General features: G+C 71.6%; 16 protein-coding genes and 1 pseudogene. 15 read left to right on the top strand and 2 right to left on the bottom strand.

The features are described 5' to 3' along the window. Position 1 precedes the first annotated feature (1 nt). From DKL51_RS07825 to DKL51_RS07785, 9 genes are all read left to right on the top strand, one after another. Positions 2-1,642, top strand: coding sequence for a sodium/solute symporter (locus tag DKL51_RS07825; RefSeq protein WP_109964298.1), 1,641 nt, complete (start codon positions 2-4; stop codon positions 1,640-1,642). A gap of 73 nt (positions 1,643-1,715) precedes the next feature. Then, positions 1,716-2,108 (top strand): YbaB/EbfC family nucleoid-associated protein, encoded by a 393-nt coding sequence (locus DKL51_RS07820; RefSeq protein WP_165823040.1) that lies wholly within the window; start codon positions 1,716-1,718, stop codon positions 2,106-2,108. Between the two features lie 2 nt (positions 2,109-2,110). Further along, positions 2,111-2,431 carry a hypothetical protein gene (locus DKL51_RS07815; RefSeq protein ID WP_109943293.1) on the top strand — a complete coding sequence of 107 codons (321 nt, stop codon included), beginning with the start codon at positions 2,111-2,113 and terminating at the stop codon, positions 2,429-2,431. A 6-nt stretch (positions 2,432-2,437) separates the two neighbouring features. Next, on the top strand, positions 2,438-2,932 hold the full coding sequence (locus DKL51_RS07810; protein ID WP_109943292.1) for a WXG100-like domain-containing protein: 495 nt from the start codon (positions 2,438-2,440) through the stop codon (positions 2,930-2,932). Then, positions 2,925-3,425 (top strand): EndoU domain-containing protein, encoded by a 501-nt coding sequence (locus DKL51_RS07805; RefSeq protein WP_124811884.1) that lies wholly within the window; start codon positions 2,925-2,927, stop codon positions 3,423-3,425. The genes DKL51_RS07810 and DKL51_RS07805 overlap by 8 nt, the downstream gene beginning before the upstream one ends. After that, entirely contained in the window at positions 3,422-3,817 is a 396-nt protein-coding gene (locus DKL51_RS07800; RefSeq protein WP_124811883.1) for a hypothetical protein, read from the top strand. The genes DKL51_RS07805 and DKL51_RS07800 overlap by 4 nt, the downstream gene beginning before the upstream one ends. 78 nt (positions 3,818-3,895) lie before the next feature. Further along, positions 3,896-4,660, top strand: a complete 765-nt coding sequence (locus DKL51_RS07795) for an ABC transporter ATP-binding protein (RefSeq protein ID WP_109943288.1) — start codon at positions 3,896-3,898, stop codon at positions 4,658-4,660. Further along, positions 4,645-6,339, top strand: coding sequence for an ABC transporter permease (locus DKL51_RS07790; protein ID WP_124811882.1), 1,695 nt, complete (start codon positions 4,645-4,647; stop codon positions 6,337-6,339). The genes DKL51_RS07795 and DKL51_RS07790 overlap by 16 nt, the downstream gene beginning before the upstream one ends. Positions 6,340-6,419: 80 nt before the next feature. Then, positions 6,420-6,974 carry a hypothetical protein gene (locus DKL51_RS07785; RefSeq protein ID WP_124811881.1) on the top strand — a complete coding sequence of 185 codons (555 nt, stop codon included), beginning with the start codon at positions 6,420-6,422 and terminating at the stop codon, positions 6,972-6,974. Positions 6,975-6,996: 22 nt separating this feature from the next. Here DKL51_RS07785 and DKL51_RS07780 read toward each other — a convergent pair whose 3' ends face one another. Together DKL51_RS07780 and DKL51_RS07775 are read right to left on the bottom strand one after the other, a co-directional pair. After that, on the bottom strand, positions 6,997-7,191 hold the full coding sequence (locus DKL51_RS07780) for a DUF397 domain-containing protein (protein ID WP_109964292.1): 195 nt from the start codon (positions 7,189-7,191) through the stop codon (positions 6,997-6,999). After that, entirely contained in the window at positions 7,188-7,973 is a 786-nt protein-coding gene (locus DKL51_RS07775; protein WP_109943284.1) for a helix-turn-helix domain-containing protein, read from the bottom strand. Before DKL51_RS07775 ends, DKL51_RS07780 begins: the two co-directional genes overlap by 4 nt. Positions 7,974-8,168: 195 nt before the next feature. On the opposite strand from DKL51_RS07775, the gene DKL51_RS07770 reads away from it, so the two are divergent. The 6 genes and pseudogenes from DKL51_RS07770 to DKL51_RS35620 all read left to right on the top strand — a co-directional run. Then, positions 8,169-8,378 carry a hypothetical protein gene (locus tag DKL51_RS07770; RefSeq protein ID WP_109943283.1) on the top strand — a complete coding sequence of 70 codons (210 nt, stop codon included), beginning with the start codon at positions 8,169-8,171 and terminating at the stop codon, positions 8,376-8,378. A 427-nt stretch (positions 8,379-8,805) separates the two neighbouring features. Continuing rightward, entirely contained in the window at positions 8,806-9,564 is a 759-nt protein-coding gene (locus DKL51_RS07765; protein WP_109943326.1) for a flavin reductase family protein, read from the top strand. A 158-nt stretch (positions 9,565-9,722) separates the two neighbouring features. After that, on the top strand, positions 9,723-10,091 hold the full coding sequence (locus DKL51_RS07760; RefSeq protein ID WP_109943282.1) for a DUF485 domain-containing protein: 369 nt from the start codon (positions 9,723-9,725) through the stop codon (positions 10,089-10,091). Beyond that, on the top strand, positions 10,069-11,739 hold the full coding sequence (locus DKL51_RS07755; RefSeq protein ID WP_109943281.1) for a monocarboxylic acid transporter: 1,671 nt from the start codon (positions 10,069-10,071) through the stop codon (positions 11,737-11,739). Before DKL51_RS07760 ends, DKL51_RS07755 begins: the two co-directional genes overlap by 23 nt. Before the next feature lie 129 nt (positions 11,740-11,868). Continuing rightward, on the top strand, positions 11,869-12,846 hold the full coding sequence (locus DKL51_RS07750) for an NAD-dependent epimerase/dehydratase family protein (protein ID WP_109943280.1): 978 nt from the start codon (positions 11,869-11,871) through the stop codon (positions 12,844-12,846). Positions 12,847-12,920: 74 nt separating this feature from the next. Then, positions 12,921-13,104, top strand: a pseudogene (locus DKL51_RS35620) (LCP family glycopolymer transferase); the annotation flags it as partial.

The following is a 13,104-nucleotide window of genomic DNA, read 5'->3' as shown; positions in this document are numbered from 1 at the left end:
GATGGGCAACGGCTTCGTCGTCCCGGCGATCGTGGCGGTCACCCTGGTCACCGTCGGGATCGGCTTCTACGGGCTCCGGCTGGCCCGCACCACCTCCGACTTCCTGGTCGCCTCAAGGGCGATCAGCCCGACCTGGAACGCCGCCGCGATCGGCGGGGAGTACCTGTCGGCAGCCAGCTTCCTCGGCGTCGCCGGACTGATCCTCAAATACGGCGTGGACGTGCTCTGGTACCCGGTCGGCTTCGCCGCCGGCTACCTGGCGCTGCTGCTCTTCGTCGCCGCTCCGCTGCGCCGCTCCGGCGCGTTCACCCTGCCCGACTTCTGCGAGGTGCGGCTCGGGTCCCGCTGGCTGCGCACCCTCGCCACCGTCTTCGTGATCTTCATCGGCTGGCTCTACCTGGTGCCGCAGCTCCAAGGGGCGGGGCTGACCCTGGCCACAGTGGCCGGCTCGCCGTACCCGGTCGGCGCGCTGCTGGTCGCGGTGGTGGTCACGGCCAACGTGGCGCTGGGCGGGATGCGGGCGATCACCTTCGTCCAGGCGTTCCAGTACTGGCTCAAGCTCACCGCCCTCGCCGTACCGGCGATCTTCCTGGCCCTGCAGTGGCAGGCCGACGCCCGCCCGGCGGTGACCCCACCCGACGGGCCGGCGTTCCGCACCGCGACCACCGTCGTGGTCGAGCACCGCGCGACGTTCACCTACGCCGACGGCGACATCCAGGAGGTACGCCCCGGCGACCGGCTCGAATTCGCCGCCGGTGATCCGGTGCCGGAGGTCTCCGGTACGGCCACCGACGCGGTCGACTGGCTGCTGCCGGACACCGCCGGGAACGACGACCGTGGCCTCTTCGCCACGTACTCGCTGATCCTGGCCACGTTCCTCGGCACCATGGGGCTGCCGCACGTACTGGTGCGCTTCTACACCAACCCCGACGGGGCCGCCGCCCGCCGCACCACCCTGGTGGTGCTGGCCCTGGTCGGCGCCTTCTACCTGCTACCCACCATCTACGGCGTGCTGGGTCGGATCTACACCCCGCAGTTGCTGGTCACCGGCCAGACGGACGCGGTGGTGGTGCTGCTGCCCGGGGCGGCGCTCGGCGACGGGCTGACCGGCCGGCTGCTCGCCGCGCTGGTCGCCGCCGGCGCCTTCGCGGCCTTCCTCTCCACCTCGTCCGGGCTCCTCACCAGCGTCGCCGGGGTGATCTCCACCGACGTGCTCGGCCGCGGCTCGGTACGCGGCTTCCGGCTGGCCACGGTGATCGCCGGTGCGGTGCCGGCGGTGCTCGCCTTGAACGTCTCCGGGCTGGACGTCTCCCAGGTGGTCGGGCTGGCCTTCGCGGTGGCGGCGTCCAGCTTCTGCCCGCTGCTGGTGCTCGGCATCTGGTGGCGGGGACTGACCGACCTGGGGGCCGCGGCCGGGGTGCTGGTCGGTGGCGGTGCGGCGGTCGGCGCCGTGCTGGTGACCGTGCTCGGTCCGCCGTTGAACGGCTGGCCGGCCACGCTGACCACCCAGCCGGCCGCCTGGACGGTGCCGCTGGCGTTCACCGTGATGGTGGCGGTGTCGATCGCCACCCGCCGCCGGCTCCCCGCCGACGTCGGCACCACCATGCTCCGCCTGCACGCCCCGGAGACGCTGCGGCTCTGACACCGGCCAGTCGGACCACCGATCACCGGCGTCGACGTTTACTACACTCTCCGGCATGGGCCATCCCTCCAACATGGACCGTACGATCTCGACGGTGCTGGCCGCCCTCGGCGGAGCGGGCCGGAGCGCTGACGGGGAGCCGCCCGTCGTGCAGGGCCACGGGTCCGCCGCCGACGGGCTGGTGCGGGTGACCGCCGGGCTCGGCGGCCGAATCGAGAGCGTGGAGATCGAGCCGGCCGCGATGCGGCTGCCGTCGACGGACCTGGCCGAGGAGGTCCGTGCCGCCACCAACGCGGCGCTGGCCGAGCTGCGGGCGGCGATCGCCGAGGTGTCGGGCGCGCCGGACACGACGGCGGTCCTGGAACAGCTGCGCGAGGTGCAGCGGACCGCCGTTCCCCAACTCCAAGGGTTCGTCGACACGCTCGCCCAGGTGCAGGAACGCCTCGCCTCCGGCGGGCGGGCCTGACGTTGGTCCGGGCCATCGACCCGGACGGACTGCGCAACACGGGCGATCGTCTCCAGGACGTCTCGGACCGGTTCCTCACCGAGCTGCGGACCTTCCTGGCCGACCTGGCCGCCTTCGGTGCGCCGTGGGGCGACGACGACATCGGTTCGCTGATCGGGGCAGCCTGCGAGGAGGTCACCGCGTACGCCGCGGAGTGCTTCGAGTCCGCGATCGAGGAGCTCGGCGTGGTCGGTGTCGACCTCAACGGGATGGCGCACCGCGGCGAGGAGACCGAGCGGCTGATCAGCGAGCACTTCACCGGGTTCAGCCGGGAGCTGGGGTAGGCGGGCATGGGACTGCAGCTACCGGGTGAGCTGGTCACCGTGCTCGGGATGATCGGCTACGACTGGCCGCAGGCGGACGAGACGGCGCTGTTCAGCATGGGCCAGCGCTGGCTGGAGTTCAGCGGCACGATGCAGCGCCTGACCGGGGAGGCACGGGAGGCGGCCGTGCCGGTCGGGGTGGGCAACGCCGGCGCCGACATCGAGGCCTTCCAGCGGTACTGGACGGAGCAGGACGGCCCGGCCCAGGTGCTCGAGGACGGTGCGCTGGGCGCCCTCGTCGCCGGCACCGGGCTGATGATCTGCGGTGCCATCGTGCTGGCCCTCAAGATCCAGGTCATCGTGCAGCTTGCGATCCTCGCGGTGGAGATCGCGCAGGCCGTGGCGACCGCTGTCGCCACCTTCGGCGCCTCGCTCGCCGAGATCCCGGTCTTCCAGGCGATCACCCGGGAGATCGTCGGTCTGCTGATCGACCAGGTCATCAACGAGCTCATCGATGGGTAAGCGCGCCCGCGGCAAGTTCATCCGGGCCGCCCTGTCCCACCTGCGGAAGCAGAAGAAGCGGGCGCGGCACGGGCAGCGCCGGGGTATGACGCCGGAGCGGCTGCGGCACACCCTGGTCGGCGAGCGGGACGGCCGGGCGTCCGGCTGGCACCACCGGCCGGGCGGCATCGACCCGCCGGGCGCCAAGCTGATCAAGGTCACCCGGCGGGATCCCCGTACCGGCGTCTACCACGGCAGAGTCGCCATCCAGAACCGGCGCACCGGTGAGTGGCGGGAGAAGCGCGGTGGCAGCACCTTCTTCCCCGATCATTGGACGCCGGAGGAGGCGGACAACGCGATCACCCGGGGATTCGAGGCGCCGCACGTCGTCAAGAACCCTCAGACGGGTCGGTGGTCCAGCACCTACCGTGGGGTCGATCTGCAAGGCTTCTACGACCCCGCCACCGACGCGCTGAGCCACGGCTACCCTGTCCTGCCTGGAGGCACTCCTTGAGCAGCATCGAGTTCTACCGGAACGAGCGAGGAATCGCGGACTACCGGACGACGGAACGCCGGCTGGACTGCCTCGGGATGTGGCTGACCGACGACATCCAGAGCGTGCACGAGATTTGCCTCGACCTGCTGGCCGACCTGGAGGACATCGGGGCGGGTCGCAAGGGGGGCGAGAGCTGGGAGGGCAACGCCTGGGCCGCCGAACTCAGTCCGGAGGGCGTCGACCTGCAGAACCTCTGGCGTGACGTGCTCAAGGCCCACTACCCGCTCCCCGAGGCGAGGCGCGTCGTGGCGCAGTACTGGCGGCTGCTGGCCGACGACCCGGACCGGGGCCGGGCCGTCACCGAATGGGAGCGGGACAACGGGCGGCCGCATCCGTACGGCGGGCTGTAGCGCGTACGGCTGGGGTAGGACAGGAGATCATCCTGCGGCCGGAGTGCGCGCTGGCGTCCGGCGGATACGGTCGATCTCATGACGGATCAGCACCCGGCGCTCGTGTTGCGTGGCCTGGCAAAGCGGTTCGACAGCAAGGTCGCCGTCGCCGGGGTCGACCTGGACGTGCCCGCCGGATCGTTCTACGGGCTGCTCGGCCCGAACGGCGCCGGCAAGACCACCACCCTGTCGATGGCCGTCGGCCTGCTGCGGCCCGACGCCGGCCAGGCGCGGGTGCTCGGGTACGACGTCTGGGCCGACCCGGTCCACGCCAAGGGGCTGCTCGGCGTGATGCCGGACGGCGTACGCCTCTTCGACCGGCTCAGCGGGGCGGAGCTGCTGGCGTACCACGGTCTGCTGCGCGGCATGGACCCGGCGGTGGTCGACCAGCGGGCGGCGGAGCTGCTCGACGTGCTGGCGCTCACCGACGCCGGCCGCACCCTGGTGGTCGACTACTCGGCCGGCATGAAGAAGAAGATCGGCCTGGCCTGCGCGCTGCTGCACGGCCCCCGGCTGCTGGTCCTCGACGAGCCGTTCGAGGCGGTCGACCCGGTGTCCGCGGCGCTGATCCGCGACATCCTGCACCGGTACGTCCGCGGCGGCGGCACGGTCGTCTTCTCCAGCCACGTCATGGAGATGGTCGAGCGGCTCTGCTCGCACGTGGCGATCCTCGCCGAGGGTCGGATCAAGCGGGTCGGCACGCTCGACCAGGTACGCGGCGACCGATCCCTTGAGGACGTCTTCGTCCAGGTGGTCGGCGGGCGGACGGCGACCGGCGAGGAGCTGTCGTGGCTGTCGCGGTGACCCCGCCCGCGGGGCCCGCTCGGCGGGTCACCGCCTGGCACTTCGTCCGGCTGAAGCTCCGGGTGCTCGGCAACAACTTCCGGGGCCAGGGCCGGCGGATCGTGCTCTTCGTGGTCGGCGTGCTGGTCGGCCTCTGGTTCGCCAGCAGCGGCTTCCTCCTGCTGGCCGCGCCCGGCCTGGCCGGCGAATCCCGGTACGCGCTGCTGACGGCGGCCTTCGGCGGCGGGCTGCTGGTGCTCGGCTGGCTGCTGCTGCCGCTGGTCTTCTTCGGTGTGGACGAGACCCTCGACCCGGCCCGGTTCGCGCTCCTGCCGCTGACCCGGCGCACCCTGGTCACCGGCCTGTACGCCGCCGCCCTGGTCAGCGTGCCCGTGCTGGCCACGCTGCTGACGGCGTCGGGGCTGGTGGTCACCGCCGGGGCGCTGGGCGGATGGGCGGCGGCGCTGGTGGCACTCGTCGGAGTGGTCGGCGGCCTGCTGCTGTGCGTCGCGGCGGCCCGCGCGGTGACCAGCGCCTTCGCCACCATGCTGCGCTCCCGGCGGGTCCGCGACCTGGCCGCGGCCCTGCTGGCGGTGGTCGCCGCCCTGTTCGGGCCGTTGCAGATCGTCGTGATGGCGGCGGTCCGCCGGGCCGACTGGGACCGGCTGACCGGCGCGGCGCGGGTGGTCGGCTGGACCCCGTTCGGCGCGCCGTGGACCGCCGGGCTCGACGTCGCCGAGGGGCGGGCGTGGGCCGCCGCGCTGAAACTGCTTATCACCGCGCTGGCGATCGGGGCCCTGCTGCTCTGGTGGTCGAGGTCGCTGGAGTCGGCGATGGTCGGTGCGGTCAGCACCGGGCCGGCCCGCGACCGGCGCGGGGCGGTGGGCGGGGCGGTCGCCCAGCTCTTCCCCGGGGTCGCGGGCTGGGCCCGGCGGGACCGGTTCGGTGTGCTGGTCGCGCGGGAGTGCCGCTACTGGTGGCGGGACGCCCGCCGGCGGACCAGCCTGATCACGATCGCGGTGGTGGGGATCTTCGTGCCGGTGATGGTCAACCTGGGCGGCTCCCGGTTCGCCACCGGCAGCGGGGACGCGTTCGGGGAGGCCGCGGCGAACTCGTCACCGGCGCTGGTCAGCCTGTCGATGGTCTTCGTCGGGGTGCTCGCCTCGGTCACCCTGGCCAACCAGTTCGGCTTCGACGGCAGCGCGTACGCGGCCAACGTGCTGGCCGGCGTACCGGGCCGGCTGGAGCTGCGGGCGCGGATGACCGCGTTCTCGCTCTACGTGGTGCCGATGCTGGTCGCGGTGGCGGTCGTCCTCGCCGTGCTGCTCGGGCACCCAGCATGGCTGGGTGTGACGGCCGGAGCGCTGCTCGCCGCGTATGGCAGCGGGCTGGCGATCAACGCGTTCGTCTCGGTGCTCGGCGCGTACGCCCTGCCGGAGACGAGCAACCCGTTCGCGATGAACACCGGCGCCGGGGTGGCGAGAAGCTTTTTCGCCCTGCTGTCCATGGTCAGCTCGGCGGCTGCGGCGGTGCCGATTGTGGTGGCCGCGGCACTGCTCGGCGACCTCTGGCGGTGGCTGGCCCTGCCGCTCGGCCTGGCGTACGGGCTCGGTGCGGCGCTGCTCGGCTCCTATTTGGCGGGCGACGTGCTCGACCGCCGCATGCCCGAGCTGCTCGCGGCGGTCACGCCGCGCCGCTGAGGAAGCGGGTGGGCCGGCGGGGCGGCGGCGTCTCGCGGCCGGCCGCAGAATGGGCCGATGGCCGTTGAAGGGACGCACCGGTGGGCGACTGGTTTCAGGTGATCGCCGACCCGGAGGCGACCGCGGATGAAGCTGGCCGCTTGGCAGCCGAGGTGCTGGCGTGGCTGGTCGAACGCGGAATCGTCAGGCCCGAGCGGACCACCTGCGTGCTCGGCGAGGGCGGGCACGCCCCGGGCCCTAACTGGCGGGTGGCGGTCACCGACCCGGATGCCGGCCTGCTCGGCCTGGGCACCAACGGCCTGGGGGTGATCACCGGTCGGACGGTCTTCTATTCCATGGACCTGGACAGCGTCGCCTGCCCGTACTGCGGCTCGGTGGCCGTCCGCGGCCCCGTCGGGTCGGAGTGGGACTTCTTGCCGAGTATCGAATCCTGGTACGCCGGCGGCAGCGGCATCCGGACGTGCGATCAGTGCGGACAGGCGGTCGGCCTCAACGACTGGCGCTGGACCCCGGATTGGGCGTTCGGTCACCTCGGCTTCCAGTTCTGGAACTGGCCCCCACTCGACCCGAGTTTTGTGGCCGAGGTGTCCCACCGTCTGGGGCATCGGACCCGCACGCCGAGCGGAAAGCTGTAGCGCCTCGGCTGCCGGGCTCGAGCTAGCGGTCCCGGGCCGCCTTGGCGAAGGCCACGAAGGAGCGCCAGGCGGCGGGGTGGAAGGCGAGGGTCGGGCCGGGGCGGTCCTTGCTGTCCCGGACCAGCACCACCCCGGACAGGTTGTCCGCCACCTCGACGCAGTTGCCGTCATTGTCCGATCGAGTCGACTTGCGCCAGCGGGGCGCGACACTCCTCATGGCGTCACCTTCAACTTTTTGATCAGCTCGACGGAGGCACTCTCGCTGAGCGCCTCGCCGAGAAGATGCTCCCACTTTCGCTGGACCAAGCCTATCCATTCCGGATAGTCGGCGATCTGCCCGCGGGCCGCGTTGTCCAGGCAGAGCAGGCGATCGTTTCCGGGGAGCTCCGCGAGCACGAAGCCACCTCCCATCGAGACGTGCGCGCCAACCTCCAGCGGCAGCACATGCAGACGCACCTGCGGTAGCTCAACGGCATCGAGCAGCCGACTGAGCTGACGGTCCATGACGGCGGGCCCACCAACCGGTCTTCGCAGCGCGCTCTCGTCTATGACGAACACGGATTCCGGCGGATCGTCCCGGTGCAGTAGACGTTGCCGACTCATTCGGAAGCTGAGAAGTCGTTCCACCCGATCGCCTCGGTACAGACCACCGGCCGAGAAGACCGCACGCGCATACTCCTCGGTTTGCAGGAGACCGGGGATCAGACACGGCTCGAAATGGCACAGCCGAACCGCCCGTTCCTCGTGGCCCGGCCACGACTCGAACCAGGACGGCTCGCTCCTGCCGTCGCTCTCCTTCATCAGCCCGGCGAGGAGGCCGCCGGTGGTGAGGGCCTGGTCGGCGGCGACGGCGAACTCCATGGTGGGCCGGCGGCGGCCGGTCTCGATCGCGGCGACCGTGGACGGACTCCACTTGATCAGGGCCGCCAGCCCTTCCTGCGAGACGTCCGCGCCGGCCCGGGCGGCCTTCAGCGCCCGGACCCACATCTCGACGTTCATCCCTTACGTCTCCCGTAAGTACGTGACCGCGCTCCGTAGTAAGCCCTGGCATCCTCCCCTGTCCGCGTGCCGCCGTCCAGGGTGGAGGGTGCGCGGCCCGGCCGGTGGAGGCGACGACCCGGCGGCCGGTCCTGCGTTGGGCCGCCCCGGTCATCTCCCGATCCGGGGCGGCCCCCTGAGACCCGAGGAGACCCCGTGTTCACCCTGTTCCGCCGGCGCAGGAACGCCGCCCGCGAGGCGTACCGGAAGGTTTTACCGTTGCACCAGAATGGCGTGTCCGTCCCGACCTGGCCCAACGCCGCACCGGCCTGGGCCTACGCCCCGACGGTGGCCCTGCCGCGACCGGGCCGCGCCGGGTGGCTGACCCCGGCTCAGGAGTGGCGGGCGAACGGCGGCCGCTGGTGACCGCTCCCTCCGCGTGTCGCGCGGGAGGGGCGAGCGTCGCGCGGACCGATATACCTGAGAGTCATAAATATGCCTCTGAGTCATATCGCTCGCCGGCACACCAGCCTCGCCCCGCCGACACGCCCGGCCGCAACCATGTCCTGACAACCACCCCACGTCCCGGCTCGGGCCGGACGGAGCCCGCCGACCGCCACGGCCCGGCAGAGGCCGACGACCGCCACGGCCGGACGGGGCCCGACGACGGCCACGGCCGGACGGGGCCCGACAACGGCCATCGCCGGACAAGGCCCGACAGCCGCCACTGCCGGACGACGCCCCGCTACCGGCTTGGTCGGGTCAGCGCCCGGAGCGTCGAGGCGGGGCGCGAGCCCGTCGAGACCAGCTGGTCGGAGGTCAGGCCGTGAGCAGGTTCGTGCCGCACACGCCGATGCGGCCGCTCTGGCGCTGCCGGGCCTGCGGCGCGCTCTGGCCGTGCCAGCCGGCCCGGCTCGCGCTGCTGGTCGAGTACCGCGACGACCGGGCGGCGCTGCTGGTCTACCTCGGCACCCTCATGGCGGAGGCGGGCGACCAGCTCGCCCAGCTCAACAGCCACGCGCGACCCGCCGATCTGCACGACCGCTTCCTCGGCTGGGCGCGGGCCCGGGGCGGCACAATGTTTCACGTGAATCATGAGCCGGGAGCCGAGATCCACCACACCGACCCGTTCGCCGTGCCGGCCGGGCAGCGCTCACCGGTACGCCGCCTGCGTGGGCGGCTCGCGGCGCCGGTCACCCTCTGGACCGCGCCGGGGCCGGCCGGGCTGACCGTCTCCTCCACCCTGGTGGCCGAGGGGGAGCCGGACCGGCTGCTCGGGCTGATCGACGCCGAGTCCGACCTGTGGGCGGCCGTCGAGGAGACGGGCCGGTTCGCGGTCTCGCTGCTGGGCCCCCCGCACCGGCAGCTCGCCGACCGGTTCGCCGGCCTCTTCCCCTCCCCCGGCGGCCTCTTCGCCATCGGCTCCTGGACCGACACCCCGTACGGTCCGGTCCCCGCCGACGCCGGGGGGTGGGCCGGCTGCCGGCTCGACGCCGCCCGGGAGTTCGGTTGGGCCATGCTTGTCGAGGCCACTATCGAGGCGGTCGACCTGGCCGAGGAGACCGCCCCGCTGCTGCACTACCGGGGCCGGTACCGGGAGTTGACCGGTTGAGCACCGACCGCTCAACGGAGTGATCTGGGTCACTCGGCGCAGCCGGGCCACCGTTCGGCGCAGCCGATGACCGACGCCGATCTCAGCCTTCCCCGGCGGGGAGCGCGCTTTCTACCGTGCGCGAAACTCCCCACGCCTGTGAAGGTGGTGATCCACAGATGTCCACGGACACACCCGCGTCGGCGCACGCCGAGTCGGCGGCTGAGCGGTACCTCGCCGTACAGCGGTCGGACGAGTTCGCCGGGTTGCGACGCGCGTTGCGCGGCTTCGTCTTCCCGATGACGGTCGCGTTCTTCCTGTGGTACGCGCTCTACGTCATTCTGTCCGCGTACGCGCGGGGCTTCATGGGCGCGAAGCTCTTCGGCAACATCAACGTCGCCCTGGTCTTCGGCCTGCTCCAGTTCGTCTCGACGTTCGTCATCGCATGGCTCTACTCCCGGTTCGCCGACCGGCGGATCGATCCGGTCGCCGACCGGATCCGCACCGAGATCGGGGAGGTGAGCCATGAACACGGTCCTCGCGGCTGAGGCGAGCACCACCGCCCGGAACCTGACCATCACGCTGTTCCTGATCTTCGTGGCGATCACGCTGGCCATCACCATCTGGGCGAGCCGGCAGACCAAGACCGCGACCGACTTCTACGCCGGCGGCCGGTCGTTCTCGGGCTTCCAGAACGGCATGGCGATCGGCGGCGACTACATGTCGGCGGCGTCCTTCCTGGGTATCGCCGGCATCATCGCGCTCTACGGCTACGACGGCTTCCTCTACTCGATCGGCTTCCTGGTCGCCTGGCTGGTGGCGCTGCTGCTGGTCGCGGAGCTGCTGCGCAACTCCGGCCGGTACACGATGGCGGACGTGCTGGCGTTCCGGATGCGCCAGCGTCCGGTGCGGACCGCGGCCGCGGTCTCCACCATCACCGTGTCGATCTTCTACCTGCTGGCCCAGATGGTGGGCGCCGGCGCGCTGGTCGCGCTGCTGCTCGGCATCAAGCCGGGCACCACCTTCCTCGGCATGGACGCCGGCACCGCGAAGGCGGCCACCATCATCATGGTCGGCGCCCTGATGATCATCTACGTCACCGTGGGCGGCATGAAGGGCACCACGTACGTGCAGATCGTCAAGGCGTTCCTGCTGATGACCGGCGCCATCGTGATGACCCTGCTGGTGCTGGCGAAGTACAAGTTCAACCTGTCCTCGCTGCTCGGTGACGCCGCCTCCGCCTCCGGCAAGGGTTCCGCCTTCCTCGAACCCGGCCTGCGGTACGGCGTGGAGACGTCCGGCGACGCGTTGAAGACCTTCTACAGCAAGATGGACCTGCTCTCGCTCGGCATCGCCCTGGTGCTCGGTACCGCCGGTCTGCCGCACATCCTGATCCGCTTCTACACCGTGCCGACCGCCAAGGCGGCCCGGAAGAGCGTGCTCTGGGCGATCGGCATCATCGGCGCCTTCTACCTGCTGACCCTGGCCCTGGGCTTCGGTGCCGCGGCGCTGGTCGGCGGCAAGGCGATCACCGCGCAGGACAAGGCCGGCAACACCGCCGCCCCGCAGTTGGCGGAGGCGCTCGGCAAGGACTTCTTCGGCGGAAACCTGGGCGGTGCGACCCTGCTGGCGATCATCGCGGCGGTCGCCTTCGCCACCATCCTGGCGGTGGTCGCCGGCCTGACCCTGGCCTCGTCGTCCAGCCTGGCGCACGACTTCTACGCCAACGTGATCAAGGACGGGCAGGCCTCCGAGCGGCAGGAGGTGACGGTGGCCCGGGTCTCCGCCCTGGTCATCGGTTTCGTCTCCATCGTGCTGTCGATCTACGCGCAGAGCCTGAACGTGGCGTTCCTGGTGGCGCTGGCCTTCGCCGTCGCCGCCTCGGGCAACCTGCCGGCGATCCTCTACAGCCTGTTCTGGAAGCGGTTCAACACCTCCGGCGCGGTGTGGGCGATCTACGGCGGCCTGCTCGCCGCCGTGGTGCTGGTCTTCTTCTCCCCGGTGGTCTCCGGGGCGCCGACGGCGATGTTCCCGAAGCACGACTGGCACTGGTTCCCGCTGTCCAACCCGGGCATCATCTCCATCCCGTTCGGCTTCCTCTGCGGCTGGATCGGCACGCTGCTGTCGAAGGAGCACGACGAGGCAAAGTACGCGGAGCTGGAGGTGCGCGCCCTCACCGGTGCGGGCGCACACTGACGGCCATTCGATAGGTGGGCCGGAGCCGCAACATGGCTCCGGCCCACCCGTACGTCACGGCCGCCCGCCCCGACGGGGACCGGGCGCACGCCGTGCAGGCCGAAAACGCCCCTGAGTAGGCTGGCCGGCATGAAGGTAGCTCCTCGTTTCGGACCCGGACACCGAATCCTCGTCACCGGCGGCGCCGGCTTCGTGCCGTCCCACCTGGTCGACCGGCTCATCGACCGTGGCTGCACGGTCGTGGTGCTGGACAACTTCGTCACCGGTTCCAAGGACAACGTCGCCAACCTGCTGGAGAAGCCGACCTTCACGCTGGTCGAGGCAGACATCTCCGAGGGGCTGCCGAACCACCCGGCGCTGGCCGAGCGGTTCGACGCCATCCTGCACATGGCCTCCCCGGCCAGCCCCACCGACTTCGAGAAGCTGCCGGTGGAGATCCTGCGCGTCGGCTCGGTCGCCACCCTGCACCTGCTGGAGCGGGCCACCGCCGACGGCGCCCGGTTCCTGATGGCCTCCACCTCCGAGGCGTACGGGGACCCGAAGGAGCACCCGCAGCGCGAGACGTACTGGGGCAACGTCAACCCGATCGGTGTGCGCAGCGTCTACGACGAGGCGAAGCGCTTCTCGGAGGCGGCCACCATGGGGTACCGCCGCAGCCGGGGCACCGACACCGCGATCGTGCGGATCTTCAACACGTACGGCCCGCGGATGCGCCCGGACGACGGCCGGGCGATCCCCACCTTCATCTCGCAGGCGCTGCGCGGCGAGCCGATCACCGTGCACGGCACCGGGAACCAGACCCGCTCGATCTGCTACGTCGACGATCTGGTGCGCGGCATCCTGCTGCTGCTCGACTCCACCGAGACGGGCCCGATCAACTGCGGCACCGAGCACGAGATGTCGATGCGGCAACTCGCCGAGCTGATCGTGTCACTCTCCGGCAGTACCTCTGAGGTGAGCTACATCACCCGCAGCGCGGACGACCCGGAGATGCGCCGCCCGGACCTCACCCTCGCCCGCGAGCTGCTCGGATACGAGCCGACCGTGGCGCCCGAAGAGGGCCTGCGACGCACGATCGAGTATTTCCGCGAGCGGCTAGGTTACTGAGTTCGGCTGGGAGGACGCTGACACTGCCGCGCGCTTGACGGCGCTGGTGGCTCGACCGACCTACCCTCGGTTACATGTCAGCTAGCTCGTCTGCCGGCGCCCCACTCCCGTACCTGCAGCGGAGCGCGGGCCGCGCCCAGGTCCCCGGCCCCGGCCGGTCCACCGGGCGCGCCCGTGCGTCCGAGGCCCAGTGGTACCCGTCGTACGACGAAGAGCCGCGGTCCGGCGGCCCCGCCGGGCCGGCCGGGCCCGGCGGCC

The sequence above is a fragment of the Micromonospora globispora genome (assembly GCF_003857015.1).
Lineage (GTDB): Bacteria > Actinomycetota > Actinomycetes > Mycobacteriales > Micromonosporaceae > Micromonospora > Micromonospora globispora.
This window is presented reverse-complemented; position numbering and strand designations above follow the sequence as displayed.